Origin of the sequence: Pseudomonas sp. B2M1-30 (assembly GCF_025447575.1) — a bacterium.
Taxonomy (GTDB): Bacteria; Pseudomonadota; Gammaproteobacteria; order Pseudomonadales; family Pseudomonadaceae; genus Aquipseudomonas; species Aquipseudomonas botevensis.
This window is the reverse complement of sequence record NZ_JAOEJT010000002.1, coordinates 443972-459540: the sequence shown is the minus strand read 5'-3', so window position 1 is coordinate 459540 and position 15569 is coordinate 443972. Positions and strand designations below refer to the sequence as shown.

Annotated in this window: 16 protein-coding genes; 3 read left to right on the top strand and 13 right to left on the bottom strand. The window is 58.0% G+C overall.

Features of this window, described 5'->3' with window-relative positions; translation table 11 throughout:
• Positions 1-76: 76 nt before the first annotated feature.
• Positions 77-745 carry a GntR family transcriptional regulator gene (locus N8H74_RS05770; RefSeq protein ID WP_262146531.1) on the bottom strand — a complete coding sequence of 223 codons (669 nt, stop codon included), beginning with the start codon at positions 743-745 and terminating at the stop codon, positions 77-79.
• Positions 746-1092: 347 nt separating this feature from the next.
• Between N8H74_RS05770 and N8H74_RS05765 the strand changes: the two genes are divergently transcribed.
• Positions 1093-2637, top strand: a complete 1545-nt coding sequence (locus N8H74_RS05765) for a class I SAM-dependent methyltransferase (RefSeq protein WP_217829963.1) — start codon at positions 1093-1095, stop codon at positions 2635-2637.
• A gap of 180 nt (positions 2638-2817) precedes the next feature.
• On the top strand, positions 2818-3357 hold the full coding sequence (locus N8H74_RS05760) for a DapH/DapD/GlmU-related protein (RefSeq protein ID WP_225929866.1): 540 nt from the start codon (positions 2818-2820) through the stop codon (positions 3355-3357).
• Here N8H74_RS05760 and N8H74_RS05755 read toward each other — a convergent pair.
• Together N8H74_RS05755 and N8H74_RS05750 are read right to left on the bottom strand one after the other, a co-directional pair.
• Positions 3354-4019, bottom strand: coding sequence for a hypothetical protein (locus N8H74_RS05755; protein ID WP_217829962.1), 666 nt, complete (start codon positions 4017-4019; stop codon positions 3354-3356). The genes N8H74_RS05760 and N8H74_RS05755 overlap by 4 nt on opposite strands.
• Before the next feature lie 33 nt (positions 4020-4052).
• Entirely contained in the window at positions 4053-4535 is a 483-nt protein-coding gene (locus tag N8H74_RS05750; protein ID WP_217829961.1) for a hypothetical protein, read from the bottom strand.
• Between the two features lie 124 nt (positions 4536-4659).
• On the opposite strand from N8H74_RS05750, the gene N8H74_RS05745 reads away from it, so the two are divergent.
• Positions 4660-5571 (top strand): AraC family transcriptional regulator, encoded by a 912-nt coding sequence (locus N8H74_RS05745; protein WP_217829960.1) that lies wholly within the window; start codon positions 4660-4662, stop codon positions 5569-5571.
• 89 nt (positions 5572-5660) lie between these two features.
• Here N8H74_RS05745 and N8H74_RS05740 read toward each other — a convergent pair whose 3' ends face one another.
• The 10 genes from N8H74_RS05740 to N8H74_RS05695 form a co-directional block, all read right to left on the bottom strand.
• Positions 5661-6761 carry a chemotaxis response regulator protein-glutamate methylesterase gene (locus N8H74_RS05740; RefSeq protein ID WP_217829959.1) on the bottom strand — a complete coding sequence of 367 codons (1101 nt, stop codon included), beginning with the start codon at positions 6759-6761 and terminating at the stop codon, positions 5661-5663.
• Positions 6758-7264 carry a chemotaxis protein CheD gene (locus N8H74_RS05735; protein ID WP_217829958.1) on the bottom strand — a complete coding sequence of 169 codons (507 nt, stop codon included), beginning with the start codon at positions 7262-7264 and terminating at the stop codon, positions 6758-6760. Before N8H74_RS05735 ends, N8H74_RS05740 begins: the two co-directional genes overlap by 4 nt.
• A gap of 2 nt (positions 7265-7266) precedes the next feature.
• Entirely contained in the window at positions 7267-8073 is an 807-nt protein-coding gene (locus N8H74_RS05730) for a protein-glutamate O-methyltransferase CheR (RefSeq protein ID WP_217829957.1), read from the bottom strand.
• 37 nt (positions 8074-8110) lie between these two features.
• On the bottom strand, positions 8111-8644 hold the full coding sequence (locus N8H74_RS05725; protein WP_217829956.1) for a chemotaxis protein CheW: 534 nt from the start codon (positions 8642-8644) through the stop codon (positions 8111-8113).
• 12 nt (positions 8645-8656) lie between these two features.
• Entirely contained in the window at positions 8657-10297 is a 1641-nt protein-coding gene (locus tag N8H74_RS05720; RefSeq protein ID WP_217829955.1) for a methyl-accepting chemotaxis protein, read from the bottom strand.
• Entirely contained in the window at positions 10294-12489 is a 2196-nt protein-coding gene (locus tag N8H74_RS05715; RefSeq protein WP_217829954.1) for a chemotaxis protein CheA, read from the bottom strand. The genes N8H74_RS05720 and N8H74_RS05715 overlap by 4 nt, the downstream gene beginning before the upstream one ends.
• A gap of 33 nt (positions 12490-12522) precedes the next feature.
• Positions 12523-12834, bottom strand: coding sequence for an STAS domain-containing protein (locus N8H74_RS05710; protein ID WP_217829953.1), 312 nt, complete (start codon positions 12832-12834; stop codon positions 12523-12525).
• A gap of 21 nt (positions 12835-12855) precedes the next feature.
• Entirely contained in the window at positions 12856-13224 is a 369-nt protein-coding gene (locus tag N8H74_RS05705; protein WP_217829952.1) for a response regulator, read from the bottom strand.
• A gap of 12 nt (positions 13225-13236) precedes the next feature.
• The gene (locus tag N8H74_RS05700) at positions 13237-14442 is read right to left on the bottom strand and encodes a methyl-accepting chemotaxis protein (protein ID WP_217829951.1); all 1206 of its coding nucleotides are present in this window, start codon (positions 14440-14442) and stop codon (positions 13237-13239) included.
• Between the two features lie 62 nt (positions 14443-14504).
• Positions 14505-15317 carry an EAL domain-containing protein gene (locus N8H74_RS05695; protein ID WP_217829950.1) on the bottom strand — a complete coding sequence of 271 codons (813 nt, stop codon included), beginning with the start codon at positions 15315-15317 and terminating at the stop codon, positions 14505-14507.
• Positions 15318-15569: the final 252 nt, after the last annotated feature.

The following is a 15569-nucleotide window of genomic DNA, read 5'->3' as shown; positions in this document are numbered from 1 at the left end:
CAGACACTCCAGTTCGGTTAGTAACGGGGCAGTACTCAAAGTCACAACATCGGCGGCCTTGTTGACCGCTCTTTGGTTATCTTTCGGATTGCAGAAACTTGATCAGCTCAGGGACGGTTCCCTCGATGTGTTCGCGCACCACCGCTTCGGCCTTGTCAGCATCACCGGCCCGAATCGCATCAAGGATCATCGTGTGTTCCTGGCGAGCACTCAGCGGCTTCTCCACATGCTGCAGCCATAGGCGCATCGGGGCTTCGATCAGCGAATAGAGGGCGCAAATCTGCTTCAGCAGTCGCGGGCGACCGCTGAGACTGCACAGGTATTCATGGAACTTGCGGTGGCGGCTGACCCAGGCCGCACTCTCGTCGCGGTAGTCGTCCATTTCATCGAGCAGTCGCTCCAGGGCCACCAACTGACGCTCAGTGATCTTCGGCACCGCGATTCGCATCGCCAGCCCCTCCAGGGCGCTGCGCATCTCGAAGACTTCGTGCATTTCCTCTACATCCAGACCGCTGACAATTGCGCCACGGTTGGGCCTGAGCGTGACCAATCCCTGGGCGTCGAGACGGCGGAAGGCTTCGCGCACGGGCATGCGGCTCATGCCGATTTCGCCGGCAATGTCCTCGGCAATCAGTCGATCGCCCTTGCGGTAACGCCCGCCACAGATGCCTTCCAGGAGAAAGTTGTAGGCCTCCTCCTCGGCCGTCATCGGTTGTCGTTGTTCATACGCGGGAGCGAATTGCATGACGGCACCTTTTTTGTATTTTTGTATCCAATTATCCATGAATGCAGAAAAGCACGACGCGTGCCAAATTGCGCCAGCACTTGCCAAGCGTTTGATTCCAATGATTTTTGCGAAATGAGACAGCGACCGTCTCAGGACCTTGGCCTGAGAGTCTGCTACCTATTGGCTCACGATGAGCCTCAAACAAGTGCAGATTGGTAGCCGGGTAACACTTATTGAATGGCTTCAACCATGCCTCTCAAGCATGTCTGACCCAAGCCGAACCACGTGCCGCTCATTACGCTTGTGGCGCGCCACGGCTACCCCGTATAAAGACCGCTTTCCCTCCCGAGATAAAGGAAACAAGCATGAGCAACGCCTGGAACGAAGGGTATTTCACGGACGAGGGTTATACCTACAGCTATAGCCGGGAAATCAATCCCGTCTTCCAGCGCTACTGCCTGTTGTTGCGCGGTTTTGCCACGCTGGAGACCAGCGACGGTTATCACTGCGAACTGGGCTTTGGCCAAGGCGTTTCAATCAATATCCATGCTGCCGCCAATCCCGGGTCTTTCATCGGTACGGACTTTCACCCGGCTCAGGCCGCCCATGCCCAAGCGCTTGCGCGTACCTGGAACAGCGATGCACAACTGTATGACGACAGCTTCGAACAACTACTCGCGCGCAAGGATTTGCCACAGTTCGACAGCATCAGCCTGCATGGCATCTGGACCTGGGTCAGTCGCGACAACCAGAAGCTGATCGTTGAATTCGCCCGCCGCCACCTCAAGCCTGGCGGCATGCTGTATGTCAGCTACAACTGCTTGCCGGGCTGGTCGCCTTCGGCACCGTTGCGCCATCTGTTCAGCTTGCACGATCGCTTCGCCACCAGCAGTTCTACAAACCCGCAGCAGCGCATAGACGCCGCCCTGCAGTTCTCCGAGACGCTGTTGGCGGCCAATCCCAACTACGCCGCTGCGGCCCCGAGCATCGCAGCCAAACTGCAAAGCATCAAAGGCCAGGATCGCCACTACGTTGCCCATGAGTACTTCAACCGCGACTGGAATTGCATGTACTTCACCGACGTGGTCGATGCCCTGGCGCCAGCCAAGCTCGACTACGCGGCGACGGCGGTGCCGCTGGATACCGTGGATCCGCTCAACCTGAGCGCCGAAGGCATGGACTTCCTCGAGGGCATCGAGCATCCGGTCATGCGCGAACAGGCGCGTGACTATTTCGTCAATCAGCACTTCCGCCGGGATCTGTACGTGCGCGGCGCCAACCGGTTGACCGCCTCGGAACAGCGCCAGGCCCTGCTCAATACGCGCTTTGTGCTGTTGCAAGCGGCAGAAAGCGTGTCCGCCAGCGTCCGTGGGCCGGCCGGCGAAGCATCGCTGCAAGTGGAGATCTACGGCCCGGTGCTCGAAGCATTGGCCGCCAACGCCTATACGCCAAAAACCTTGCGTCAGCTGTCAGTGGCCGCGCCCTCGCTGCCATATGACGAATTGGTGCAGGCCATTACCGTACTGGTCGGGATGGGCGCCGCGGCACCGTGCCAAAGCGAAGCCGCCGAACAACAAGTCGAGGCGCGCTGCCGCACACTCAACCTGCAGCTGTGCAAACGCGCGCTGCTGAGCGCCAAGATCCAGGTATTGGCCAGCCCGGTCACCGGTGGCGGCGTAACGGTCAGCCGCTTCCAGCAGTTGTTCCTGATTTCGATCAAACAAGGCAACAAGCGCCCTGCCGACTGGGCAATGCTGGCCTGGAGTGTCCTCGGCGAACAAGGCGAAGTCCTGATCAAGGACAATCAGCCTTTGCTCACGGCTGAAGAAAACCTCGCCGAACTGACCGAGTCTGCCGAAGCGTTTGCCGCGCAATCGCTAGTGATTTTCAGCGCCCTTGGCCTTATTTGATGACGGGATAAGCGATCAGCCCGGGTATGTGCTGCACATGTCCGGGCGCCATCGACATGCCGTTGGCCGCGCAGTACTTCCCCACATTGTCCGCACCAGAAGGATGCCATGAAGCTAGTTGAGATCAGTGCGTTTATTAGTCGGTGGCCCATGTTGGGCTTGCTGCCCTCTGCCCCCTGAATGATTTCTCAAGACTGCGAAAACCAGGTTTTGTCCCTGCTGGAAGGTCTCGGCGCGAGTTATCGCCGCCACGGCAATGTAGCCATCCACGAAAGCGCCGATGTGGAGCACGGTGCTGTGCTGAAGGGGCCGATTATCATCGGCGAGGGATCTTTTGTGGCTGCGGGGGCTTACCTGCGTGGAGGGGTTTATCTCGGCCGCAATTGCATTGTCGGACCAAGCTGCGAATTGAAAAGCAGCTTCATGCTTGATGGCAGCAAGCTTGCTCACTTCAATTTTGTCGGCGACTCACTGATTGGCGAAGGCGTAAACATTGAAGCTGGGGCAATCATCGCCAATTACCGTAACGAGTTGGATGGCGCAGACATCAGCATCCGCTACGCAGGCAGTGTGATCGAGACGGGAGTGAAAAAATTCGGTGCCTTGGTCGGTGATGGATGCAAAATCGGGGCAAATGCAGTCATAGCCCCCGGTGCCATATTACGGCCAAACACCCACGTTCCACGTCTGGGACTGATTGACCAGTTCGTCTACGATTAAGTATCAAGAACCGGTTTGGGACTTCCTGCCTCTGAATCCGACGTGTCTGGAAGATGGCTCTGCGCTGCAAACGGATTGCGCCGCCAGGTCCGGATCCGGGGTGATCGCAGTGGTGCTCGAACAATTTCAATCGGTACCCAGGTGAGCGTGATTGGGGACAAAGCCACTGCAATGGCGAACGCATTCAGTCCTCCTCCACCGATAACGTCAGAGTTGAGTTGGCTCTCTTCGCCGTTGGGAGTACATGCGGTCGGATCATCGACGGACTCTGGAGCGAACTCGCTACCGTGCTCATTCAAGCAGGCCTGCTTGACGACCTCCCCATCGACCTGCACGTCTCGATCCGGAAAACTGTAGTCAGCAATATCAAGTCCACTGGCTCGAGCACCTGGCACTGGTCGAGCGGGTTTGTTCGTTGCACTGGCCGCATTCTTGCGCCACTCCGATGACTGAAGCATTGCTTCCATTTCCGGTCGGCGTGACACGTTCATGGTCATATTCAGTAGCCCCTGAGCGCGTGTTGTATCGGGCTGCCGCTCACGAGGGTTGGACTGAGCCTGCAATTGCGAGTGGAAATCCGGCCCACTGGTCGTCACCTGCGGTTTATTTTCTTCAGCCGGCAAGATTGATGGAGCTGGCGGGACGGGGGAAACTCTGGTCATAAGAGCTCCTCGTATCAGGGCTATTGTGATCACTCACTTCGATCTTCCAGAACGTCGCAGGAATACCACCTGCGCCGTGACACCCATGACCAGCGCAAGCGCTATGAAACCCAGCACGCCTTTGAGCAAAGGCGAATTCGGGTCGGTCACAACAGGGTGGCCATCCGGAACACGACGCAAGGTTTCCGAGACGGTCGGAACCATCAAGAAGAACACGGTCAGGCTCAAGAGAATCGTTTCAAGGTACACCCCTGCTCGCCCCAGCCAGCGAACGAACCCTATTCCGTAACCGGCAAACAGTAACAACAGTGTTATGGCGCCGATCACTGGACTGATCGGCTGACGAGCAACCAGAAACACTGTGCAACCGCCGATCAGCATAAAGACAAAATAGGCAGCCCCGGCTCGCGACCTCGGTACGATGCGCCCGTGTTTGAAGAGCATATAGGCGGCCAGCGGAATGGCGGGCAGGCTTCCAAGTGTGTGCAGCCAGCCGAGGGCAGATATCCCGAACATGCGATGTATCCTTGTTTTATGGATGATGTGTTAAAAGCAAAATTTGCTTCAGAAATGCCAATTTTGTCGTTTGAAAACCTTATGATTCAGGCATTCAGACTATTCAACACGTGACCATGCCGACATGACTGATTTGCTGGAAAACTTGACCATTCTTCCGGAATTGAAATTGGAAGGGCTGTCCACGGGGGATCTGCTCTCGCAGGTATTGGCCAAGATTCGCCTGACAGGGGATCGTGTCTACTCAGCAACACTGGACATGGATAAACGCTTGGAGCTGGATGCAAAAAGCTCACATATCTGCGTGCTGCAGCTCGGGCGACTCCATATCGAAGGCGCCGACAAGCAAATCATTACTGTTGAAAAGGGCGACATTCTCCTGCTGCCCCACGACCCCTCCTCCCTGAGGATTATGGCCACCCAGGGACCTGCGGCGCTGATCATCTGTCGCTTCTGGTTTGATGCCAGCAGTTTCCAGGCGATGGTGTTCGCCTTGCCATCGCTCATTCATATCAAGCAAACCGAAGCGGCAGCGTGGGCGCAAAACATCCTGCATTTCATACTGATCGAGTCCGATGACTCACAGCCCGGCGGTGCGTTGATGATTTCACGTCTCATTGACCTCATCGTCATTCGTATCCTCCGCACCTGGGTTCAACAGGGCATGGCGTCGGGGTGGCTCGGGGGCTTGTCTGACGAACGCATTGCGCGAACGCTGAGGGCCATACACGAAAAGCCCGGACAGCAATGGCGGATCGATGCTCTTGCGGCCATCGCGGGGATGTCTCGATCCAGCTTCTGCGAGCGATTCAGCTCATTGGTTGGACGCTCGCCGCTGCGCTACCAGAATGAATGGCGCCTGAGCCTGGCGAAATCGATGCTGGCCAAAAAGGACAGCCGGATCGGCGAGGTGGGTTTCGCGATCGGCTACGAGTCCGAGGCGGCTTTCAGTCGCGCCTACAAAAGTTATTTTGGACGCTCGCCTCGAGACGACAAAAGCCACGACGGATCTGAAGAGGGATTGATGGGACAATAGCCCGATTCGAGCATCGAGATCGCTGGCACGTCCGTGGCGGAGAATGACACATCGCAGCGACAGCGACGCGTCCGGATAATACCGCCGCTTCACCCACCAACAATTGCCCCCGGAATCTGCCGCAACTCCAGGACCTTCTTTACCCCTCCCAGCTTGATCGCCTCTTTGGGCATTCCAAACACGACACAACTCGCTTGATCCTGGGCGTAGGTGTTGGCCCCGGCCTCGGCCATTTCCTTGAGACCCCGGGCACCGTCATCGCCCATGCCCGTCATGATGATTCCCGTTGCGTTGCGTCCGGCAAACTTGGCCACCGAGCGAAACAGTACATCCACCGAAGGTCGATGGCGGTTGACGCAGGGACCGTCGCGCACCTCGACCAGATATAACGCGCCGCTGCGTTTGAGCAGCAAGTGCTTGCCACCTGGTGCCAGCAGCGCGGTGCCCGGCAAGACGCGATCGTTGTTACGAGCCTCGCGGACTTCGATTTGTGAAATATCGTTGAGCCTGGTGGCAAAGGATGCGGTGAATTTTTCCGGCATGTGCTGGACGATCACGATGCCTGGACAGACTCTGGGCAAGCGGGTCAGCACGTATTCCAGCGCTTGCGTTCCCCCGGTGGAGGTGCCCAGCGCAACGATTCTTTCTGTCGTGGCGACCATGGCATGGCCATCGCCTGACGGCAGGATGGCGTCGGCGTTATAGCGCGGATTGACGGCAATGGTTTTGGGGGGCGGCTGATCTGTCGTGGCGTCATGTGCTGCGTGTGCCCGACTGAGATTGCGCATGTTTACCTGTTTGGCGCCACGCACGGCGCGCACCAACTCGCTGGCAGACTCCATCAGAAAGTTCTTCAAGCCCATGCTCGGCTTGGTGATGATATCCACCGCACCCGCCGCCAGAGCTTGCAGGGTTGTCTGCGCGCCCTTCTCGGTCAGAGATGAACAGATGATCACCGGCGTCGGTCGTTCAGCCATGATCTTGCGCAGGAACGTGATGCCATCCATCCGTGGCATCTCCACATCCAGTACCACGACATCCGGCCATTCTTTGCGCATGCGCTCGATGGCAAACAGTGGGTCCGAGGCCACACCAATAACCTGGATATCTGGCTCGGCGTCAAGAATGGCCTGCATCACCTGGCGAACGACCGCAGAGTCGTCCACCACCAAAACCTTGATCGGATTCATTTCATTCTTCTGTTGTTGATGCGTTCGTGACGGACCCAGACATGCCCGCTGGCCAAATCGAACACCACTTTTCGATGACCCCAGCCGCCGGTATCTTCAGCGACTATCTGTAGCCCCAGGCTCGCCGCTTTTTCTCGTGCGGCCTCGGCATTGCGCCCTGCCACATCGACCTGCGGCCCCGATCCGACGATGCTAGGAAACATATTGCCGGCCCCGAACAGTTTCACTTGGTACTCGCTGACGGGGCGACGGCACTTCGCCATGGCATTGAGCAACAACTGCACAGCCTCATCGACGTATTTACCGTCCAACGGTGGTTGGCCGTTGCGCCGGCTTGGCAGCAAGCAATGACACATCCCGCCGACGCGCAATGTGGGGTGCCAGAACGTCAACGCCACGCATGAACCGAGCAACGTGGTGATGCGCGTGCCGGCCTGTCCGAAATAGATCGCCCCGATCTCGAGGTAGACCTCTGCCGGTTGCGGTGGGATGGGTCTGGCCATATTTATGGTTTTCGATAAATGGACGGTGCAACCAATTGCAGGCTTTCGCACACGCCGTTGAGGCTTTCGGAGTGACTGACAATCAGATAACCGCCGGGTTTGAGCAGCGGCAGCATGCGCGCCACCACCCGGCGCTTGGTTTCCATTTCAAAGTAGATCATCACGTTGCGCAGAAAAATCACCTCGAACTCACCCATCGGCGCCAGCGGCTCATTCAGGTTCACTTGCAAAAACTGAATGCGACTGCGCAATCCGGCCTCTACCAGGAACGTCCCTTCCTGGCGCCCGATGCCTTTAAGGCAATATTTGACCAACAGCTCACGCGGTAACGTGCTGGTGCGCGTCATCGGGTAATGACCGGTGCAGGCGCGCGCCAATACCTGGGTGCTGATATCCGAGGCGACGATCTCCCAGGGTTTGCTCCCCAGGCCTTCGGCCAAGGTCATGGCCAGACTGTAAGGCTCCTCGCCGGAAGAACAGGCCGCGCTCCAGACCCGAAGCGGCTGGCCGCCCCTGACCTCAGGCAAGACCACTTCGCGCAGGAACTCAAAATGTTTGGGTTCGCGGAAGAAGTAGGTCTCGTTGGTGGTCAGCATATCCAGCGCGACCTGCAATTCCGCAGCGCCGTCGCGCCCCATGATCAGGGTTAAATACTCGCCATAGCTATTGAACTCATAGTGGCGCAGACGCTTGAACAGACGCCCCGCCACCAGTGGCTTTTTCGCTTCTGAAAGGCTGATGCCGGCGGCGCGGTGAAGCCAGGACTGGAACTGCCGAAACTCACTGTCGTGCAAGACAATCGTATTCACGCAGCAACCCCGCGCCAAAAGCGTTCATCGACGGCTCTCACGCTGGCTCCGGATGAGCCGGGGCGCAAGCAGTGCCTATCACCGCCATGTCGTCCACCGACAACACGCGGTCAACGTTGAGCACAATGACGAACTTGCCATCCATGCGCGCCATTCCGCTGATGAATTCGGCGTTGATCCGGGCGCCGAAGTTCGGCGCAGGCTCGACGTCGCTGGCGGCGATATCCAGCACAGCGGACACCGCATCCACCAACAGACCGATGTCCTGACGCCCTTCGGCTTCGGAGTGCCCCTCGACAATCACCACGCAACTGCGCCGGCTCAAGCTTGCATTGGGCTGACCGAATCGTGCCGCCAGATCAATGACCGGCACGACCGCGCCCCGCAGGTTGATCACCCCACGCACAAAGTCGGGCATCATCGGCACCACGGTCAAACCGCCATACTCGATGATCTCTTTGATCCCTAGAATGGCGATGGCATACATCTCGCCGCCCGAGGTAAACGTCAGGTACTGACCGTCGCCCTCAGGAGGTGTTTGCACACGGCTTTTATCTGCCAAACCCTTCATGACATGCTCCCGTCAGAATCGCGTGAATTCGTGTTCCGAAATCGCTGCGCTGGCAGCAACCGGTCGAAAGCTCGGAACGGCTGTCGGGCTCGACGGCGCCGAACGGGGTGGTGTTGCTGCGCGTGCTCGGGGGGCAGAGGATGTCGTGGTGGAGAGAGTGAAGAAGCTCATTGCTTCCTGTAATTGCTCAGCCTGACTGCTCATTTCCTCGGCGGTCGCAGCCAGCTCTTCGCTGCTCGAGGCGTTTTGCTGAGTGACCTGATTGAGTTGCGCCATGGCGGTATTGATCTGCCCGACACCGGCGGCCTGTTCTTCGGAGGCGGCGCTGATTTCCTGTACCAGATCACTGGTCTTGTTGATCGAAGGCACCATTTCATTGAGCAGACTGCCGGCCTTCTCAGCCATTTCCACGCTGCTCGTCGACAGCTCGCCAATCTCTTGGGCGGCTACCTGACTGCGCTCGGCCAGTTTGCGTACTTCGGCGGCTACCACGGCGAAACCCTTGCCATGCTCACCCGCCCGCGCTGCTTCAATGGCGGCGTTGAGCGCCAGCAAGTTGGTCTGATAAGCAATGTCGTCAATGATACTGATGCGCTGAGCGATCTTCTTCATCGCAATGACGGTCTGCTGCACCGACTGGCCACCTTCAGTCGCTTCACGGGCGGCTTTGCTGGCCATGCCGTCGGTCACACGTGCGTTGTCGGTGTTCTGGTTGATGCTCGCACTCATTTGCTCGATCGAAGCGCTGGTTTCTTCGACGCTGGCGGCTTGTTCGCTAGTGGCCTGACTCATGGATTGTGCCGTGGCACTGACTTGCTCCGAGGCGCTGGCCAGATTGTCAGAAGCGTTACGTACTTCGCCGATGATGTGCGAGAGTTTGCCGATCATGTTGTCCATGGCGCCCAGCAAAACACCGGTCTCGTCGCGCGAGGTGACGATCACGTTCGGGGTCAGGTCGCCTTCGGCGAGACGGCTGGCAACCTCGGCGGCATTGATCAATGGGCGGGAAATGATCCGTGCGATGAAAAAGGCCAGGAACAACCCGACACCCAAGGCGACAGCCAGCGCCACGAGGATCGACAAGCGCGCGTTGCTGTAAATCTGGTCACCCTGGTCGCTGGCGGCTGCAGCCCCGTCGTCATTGAGCTGAACGAGCTGTTGCAGTTTGGTGGAGAGGCTGTCGGAGACCTCTTTCGATTCGCCGGTGAGCAGAGCTTCGGCCTCCCGTGGCCGATCGGTGCGCGAGAGTTCGAACACCGACTGGCTCAACTTCAGGTAGGTGTTCCAATCGTCTATCACCGATTCATAGATCTGGCGTTCGTTCTCGTCGCTGACCAGTTGCTTGTATCGCTGAATCCGTTCGTCCATCTCATGCCGGGATTCGGCAGCCTGCTTTTCCTGTACGGCTTTTTCCCGCAGATCATCAGCCAGCACGTTGCGCAGTTCGCGGGTACGGTACTGGCTCGCATAAAAACGCATGCCGGCGGCGAGCCGGATCGACGGGATCCAGTTCTCCTTCATGTCGGTAGAACTGGAATTCACCTGTTGCAGTTGAAAGACCGCGAAGATCCCCATTCCCGCCGTGAGCACCAGCACGAGCATGAAAGACGTCAGCAGCTTGGTGGATATTTTCAGGTTATAGAACCAGTTCATGAGCGTTGCCCCTGCGAAACGGAAAGAGATTCGGATGTGGTTGTGCTTTTGGAGACGCAGGCTCGGCTGTCTTCAGACAAGCGCGTGAGCAAGGCCGGAATATCCAGAATCAGGGCAATCGCGCCGTTGCCCAGAATGCTTGATCCGCCAAACCCGTGAAGCGCACCGAAGAGTTTGCCCAGCGGTTTGATAACGGTCTGGTACTCGCCCATCAGCTCATCCACCACGAGCCCGATTTTTTTGCTCAGGTGATGCACGACCACCACGTTCTGCCGGCGACTGCCCGCGCCTGCCTCTTCAATCGAGAAGTAGTCGTGCATGAACAGCAGCGGCAGCACCTCGCCGCGCAGATCGATGTAACCGCAGCGGCGGGCTGCGTCGTTGGCGGCAGACGTCAGCTCCATGCATTCCTGCACGCGCTCCAGGGGGATGACGTAGAAGGCCTCGCCTACACCCACCAGGAAGCCATCGATGATCGCCAGTGTCAGCGGCAGGCGGATTCGCACGGTCGTGCCCTCGCCGCTTCGGCTGTCCAGGTCGATTGAGCCACGCAGCGCCGTGATATTGCGCTTCACGACGTCCATGCCGACGCCTCGGCCGGACAGGTTGGTAACCGCCTCGGCGGTTGAAAAACCGGGTTCGAAGATCAGGTTGTAGATGTCCGAATCACTCGGCGTCGCCCCGGCAGGCACGAGATTGCGCTCGCGGCCCTTTTCCAGAATGCGTTCACGGTCCAAGCCTCTGCCGTCGTCGATGATCTCCACGACAATGTTGCCGGCATCGTGAAACGCATTGAGGCGCAGTCGGCCCCTGGCCTGCTTGCCGTTGGCCTGGCGCACCGCCGGGGCCTCGATACCGTGATCCAGTGCATTGCGGATCAGGTGCATCAGCGGGTCGCCGATACGCTCGACGACGGTCTTGTCCAGTTCGGTTTCGCCACCACTGATCTCAAGCTCGATGTCTTTGCCAAGCTCCTTGCTGACATCGCGAACCACTCGCTGAAAGCGGCTGAACGTGTCACCGATGGGTACCATGCGCATTCTGAGCGCGCAATCGAGGGTCTTCTCGACCAGCTCCGCCACCGCTGCCGTGGCATCGCGCAGCTCAGACTCGGGGTTATAGCTCGCCAGCAACTTCGCGCCTGCCCCGGCGATGACCAGTTCGCCCACCAGGTTGATCAGCTCTTCCAGTTTGTCGGCATGCACTCTGACATAACGACTTTCCCGGCTCTTTTGCTCGCGTGCGGTGGCCTGGGGGGCGGAATCACCGCGCAACTGGACGGGATCAGCAGGCAGTTCGAGATCCGTTGATGGGCTCGGCTGCGTAGGTAACTGGCTCTGTACGCTGTCGAGTTCTCCCGGCAGCAGCGAACCGGACTCCACCAACAAACGCTCGGCGTGATCGCGACTTTCCGGAAGTTGCCCCAGCAAGGCTGCAAACTCACTCAATGAAGCGCGCGGCGACAGGATGTGCACGGCGCAATCGTCGCGCACGAAATCGAAAGCCTCGTTGATCGTTTCAAACGTTTGAGCGGAGCGAAAACGGATGTCGAAGCCGAGATAGCAGGACTCAGGGTCCATCTCAGGCAAGGCAGGCATGGCCGTCGTAGTGGTGACGATATGGAGGATTTCGCCGAGGGTGTTCAGATAGCGAAGGAACGAAAACGGGTCCATGCCATTGCGATAAACCTGCTCACCGAAGCGCAGGGAAATATGCCAGTCGAGATTGGCTGCCCGCACTGCAGAATCGTCGATCACAGACTGGCGCACCCACGTATCTGGACTCGTTGGTGTCGAAACCTGATACGTCATCAGCCGTTCACGCAGGGCGTTTTCGCGCTGTACTGCCTGCGCATCAAGGCTGGCGCTGCGCTCGGCGACGACATCGACGAGTTCGCAAATATGGTCCGTGCATGCCAGTAGCAAGGCAATCAACGCGCTGTCGATGTTCAGCGTCGCATCCCGCACGCGATCGAGTAGGTCTTCCACGCCATGGGTGAAGCTGACGATGGGGGTCAAACCGAACAGGCCGGCCGACCCCTTGATGGTGTGCGCACCGCGAAACAAGCTGTCGACCGTGTCGCTGTCGTTCGGGTCGTTTTCCAGAACGAGCAACGCTTCCTCCATCTGGTGGAGTAGATCGCGGGCTTCGACGATGTAGGTCTGCAACGCGGAATCGAGGTTGATATCCATGGATCGTCCAACTGCCCTTTGAATTTGCGAGCCTCAAATGAGGCTCGCGTGACCATCAAACACATGCGCGAGATTGCACAACTGCAGCGCGTCGCGTACTGCCGGGCTAGCACCCTTCATGTGCAGCGCATTCCCGCACGCCGTGACGGCTTGCCGTAGCGCCAGGAGTAACTGAACGCCGGCGCTGTCGATCTCGTTGACGAGGGCAAGATCCACTTCGACGTCGCCGTTCGGCGCGAGCGAGGGCAACAACTCAGCCTTGAGCTCTGCGACGGTGTAAATGGTCAGCTCCCCGTCGATAACCCAATTAACGCCGCCCTCAGGGCACTGATTGACGATTGCCATGGTGCGGATTCCCTGAGGGCCTTACGGCATGATCAACTTGGAGACCGCCGCCATCATTTGCGCCGGCTGAAACGGTTTGACGATCCAGGCTTTGGCGCCCGCCGCCTGGCCTTCAAGTTTCTTCGAGTCCTGGGACTCGGTCGTGAGCATGATGATCGGAGTGAACTTGTAGGCGGGCAGCTTCTTCACTTCTTTGACGAAGGTGATGCCGTCCATGTTGGGCATGTTGACGTCACTGATCATCAGATGGACTTTCTGCCCTGTCAGCTTGCTCAGGGCGTCCCGGCCATCGCTGGCTTCGATGATGTCGTAGCCAGCCGCTTTGAGCGCAATGCCGACAACCTGACGGACACTGCTGGAGTCATCCACAACGAGAATGGTCTTTGCCACGAGAGCGGTTCCTTAAAAAAAAGTAATTTCATGTTCAGTGCCCGACTGCTGTAAGCCGCCCTTATGGGACTGGCGCTGCTCGTCAGTGGCGTAGGTGCGCTCCATCTCGGCCAGCCAGCTCAAGGTGTCTAGAGTGCCCGCCTGGCTTGGAGCGTTTGCGCGGGTGTGCAGGTGCTCCAGCAACTGATCCAGGTTGTTACGCACGTGGCACAGGATCTGGCTGGTACGATCCTGGAACTGCAACGCCACCAACACGTCGTCGAGCTCCTCGCGTATGCCGCTGCCTTCACGCTGCAGCAACTCGGCGGAGTGGCTCAGGCGCGCCGTGACATCGCCGAAACGGGCGAGCACGTTGCGGATCGTCTCCTCGGACTGCGCAATCATGTCGGCGCTACGCTCGCTGTTGCTGTCCGCAACGCCCACTGCCTGAGCGATCGCGGCGTTGATGATGTCCACCTTGCTCGACATCAGCTCACCCGTTGCGCTGGACTCCTGCGAGAGCTTGCGCACCGCGTCGGCCACGACGGCAAAACCGCGCCCTGCCTCGCCCGCTCTGGCCGCTTCAATCGCTGCGTTGAGGGCCAGCAGGTTGGTTTGCGAAGCGATGGCCTTGACCTCTTTGGTCATGTTGCTCAACTCACCGGTGTAGTCGTTGAGCTTCTGCACTTGCGCCAGCATTTCGTCACGGTTTCGCTGGGTGATGCGCAGTGACTCGATCACTCTGCGCAAGTCCTGCTTGCCGCTGGCCAGGGTCTCGTTCACGCCGCCACCGCCCTGCCCGACCAGATCACCGGCGGCTTGCTGTGATGCCTGTACGGTTTGTTGCAGGCGCGAAGCAATGCCGACGAATCGGTCGGTCAGCTCAACGACTGCCACTTCGGTCTGGTTGCGGGAGATCTCGATCTGGCTCGACCAGATGGGCATTGCCTTCAGACATAACGCCTGCAAATCATCGTCCGCAGCATCAGGCTGCGCCGAGGACATTGCCCCTTGCAGCACAAAGCGGTTGGATGGTTGCCGGCGCCGGAGCGGATTGAGCCAATACGCCGACATGAGCGTCGCCAACAGGATTGCCGCGCAAGAGATGCCCCAGTGAACGGGATAAATGCTCTGCAGAAACACCGTCCCGACCGCGAATGCACCGGTAGTCAACGCAGGAAGAGACAGGCTCGGTAAAGGCTCGGAGGTCATATCATGCAAGCGATGATTTTGGGGCATGAATCTACTTCCTGAACTCGATTTGAGAAGATTTGAACTGGATATCAGTGGTGATCACTCCATTACAGGTAGTTACCAACGACACACTGCCCAGTGATACCCGGCAGGCAGCGCTCAGGCCGACCTGTAAAGAACCCCTGCATCCACTCCACAGCGCAGTTCGCCAAGCGTTCGGTATCCGCCTCGAACTCGACGCCCTCCGCAATCACATAGGGAACGAAGGTTTTGCAGAGACCGACCAGATGCTCAAATGCCTTGGCAGCCGTTGCGCAATTGCTCGCGCGCAGCAGGTAGCCCTTATCGATTTTTATAATGTCGGGAGACGCGACACGGATGAATTCAAGTGTGCTGAAACCTGAGCCAAAATCGTCAACGGCCAACAGGCAGCCAACACTTCGCATGTGAATGACAAAATCAGCTGCGGCGCTTTGATCGGGAGATGCACTTTCGGTGATTTCAATGACGAGGCGTTCAGCGAGCTGCGGCTCAGCCTTCAATTGAGAAATGATACTTTTCCATTGTTCATCAACGACTGCACTTTGCGCCGAGATGTTGCAACCCAGCCTGATTGCGGGATGCTCGCGCAACATGGCAATCACGCTCGACACCACACAATGATCAAGATCCCTTATAGATTTTTGCCCTTCCAGAATTGCAAACGGGCTGAATTTCATCGGGCCGTTGCAGTGCCTAAGCAGGCCCTCGTAATAAAAAAACCTGTCTGAGCCGACAGCAATAATCGGCTGGAAAGCGAGAAAAAAATGGCCTTGCGCGAGCTCCTGATAGAACCAATTGACAAACTCGCGTGCATCTTCGGACGAAACGCTGCAAAACTTGAGATCAGAACTCGTCTCTGTATAAGAAAATAGCTCCATAAGCTCCTCCGCCACCAACTACTTGGGTATTTTATGGAACACCAGTCCAAAAAAGACGCAAATCCTTGCTGCGGTCTCCCTTATTGATTTGTCGCGCTCTGCATGTCGACGGAGACGCTTGCGCTGTTTCCTTGATAATCAATCTTTGATTAACAAATCAAGACAAATGGCCATGCGCTATTACGAAGGCGATGATCACATTGCTGCGCTGCCTTGCCTAGTGTCTTGAGTTTCTTTTATTATGTCCTGCCG

What these genes read in the sequence shown, in the direction of transcription:
- N8H74_RS05750 (WP_217829961.1), bottom strand. Translation starts at nt 4,535, where the DNA reads ATGTTCGGGATATCTGCCCTCGGCTGGCTGCACACACTTGGAAGCCTG.
- N8H74_RS05745 (WP_217829960.1), top strand. Translation starts at nt 4,660, where the DNA reads ATGACTGATTTGCTGGAAAACTTGACCATTCTTCCGGAATTGAAATTG.
- N8H74_RS05700 (WP_217829951.1), bottom strand. Translation starts at nt 14,442, where the DNA reads ATGCCCCAAAATCATCGCTTGCATGATATGACCTCCGAGCCTTTACCG.
- N8H74_RS05735 (WP_217829958.1), bottom strand. Translation starts at nt 7,264, where the DNA reads ATGGCCAGACCCATCCCACCGCAACCGGCAGAGGTCTACCTCGAGATC.
- N8H74_RS05760 (WP_225929866.1), top strand. Translation starts at nt 2,818, where the DNA reads ATGATTTCTCAAGACTGCGAAAACCAGGTTTTGTCCCTGCTGGAAGGT.
- N8H74_RS05765 (WP_217829963.1), top strand. Translation starts at nt 1,093, where the DNA reads ATGAGCAACGCCTGGAACGAAGGGTATTTCACGGACGAGGGTTATACC.
- N8H74_RS05725 (WP_217829956.1), bottom strand. Translation starts at nt 8,644, where the DNA reads ATGAAGGGTTTGGCAGATAAAAGCCGTGTGCAAACACCTCCTGAGGGC.
- N8H74_RS05720 (WP_217829955.1), bottom strand. Translation starts at nt 10,297, where the DNA reads ATGAACTGGTTCTATAACCTGAAAATATCCACCAAGCTGCTGACGTCT.
- N8H74_RS05710 (WP_217829953.1), bottom strand. Translation starts at nt 12,834, where the DNA reads ATGGCAATCGTCAATCAGTGCCCTGAGGGCGGCGTTAATTGGGTTATC.
- N8H74_RS05715 (WP_217829954.1), bottom strand. Translation starts at nt 12,489, where the DNA reads ATGGATATCAACCTCGATTCCGCGTTGCAGACCTACATCGTCGAAGCC.
- N8H74_RS05695 (WP_217829950.1), bottom strand. Translation starts at nt 15,317, where the DNA reads ATGGAGCTATTTTCTTATACAGAGACGAGTTCTGATCTCAAGTTTTGC.
- N8H74_RS05755 (WP_217829962.1), bottom strand. Translation starts at nt 4,019, where the DNA reads ATGACCAGAGTTTCCCCCGTCCCGCCAGCTCCATCAATCTTGCCGGCT.
- N8H74_RS05740 (WP_217829959.1), bottom strand. Translation starts at nt 6,761, where the DNA reads ATGAATCCGATCAAGGTTTTGGTGGTGGACGACTCTGCGGTCGTTCGC.
- N8H74_RS05770 (WP_262146531.1), bottom strand. Translation starts at nt 745, where the DNA reads ATGCAATTCGCTCCCGCGTATGAACAACGACAACCGATGACGGCCGAG.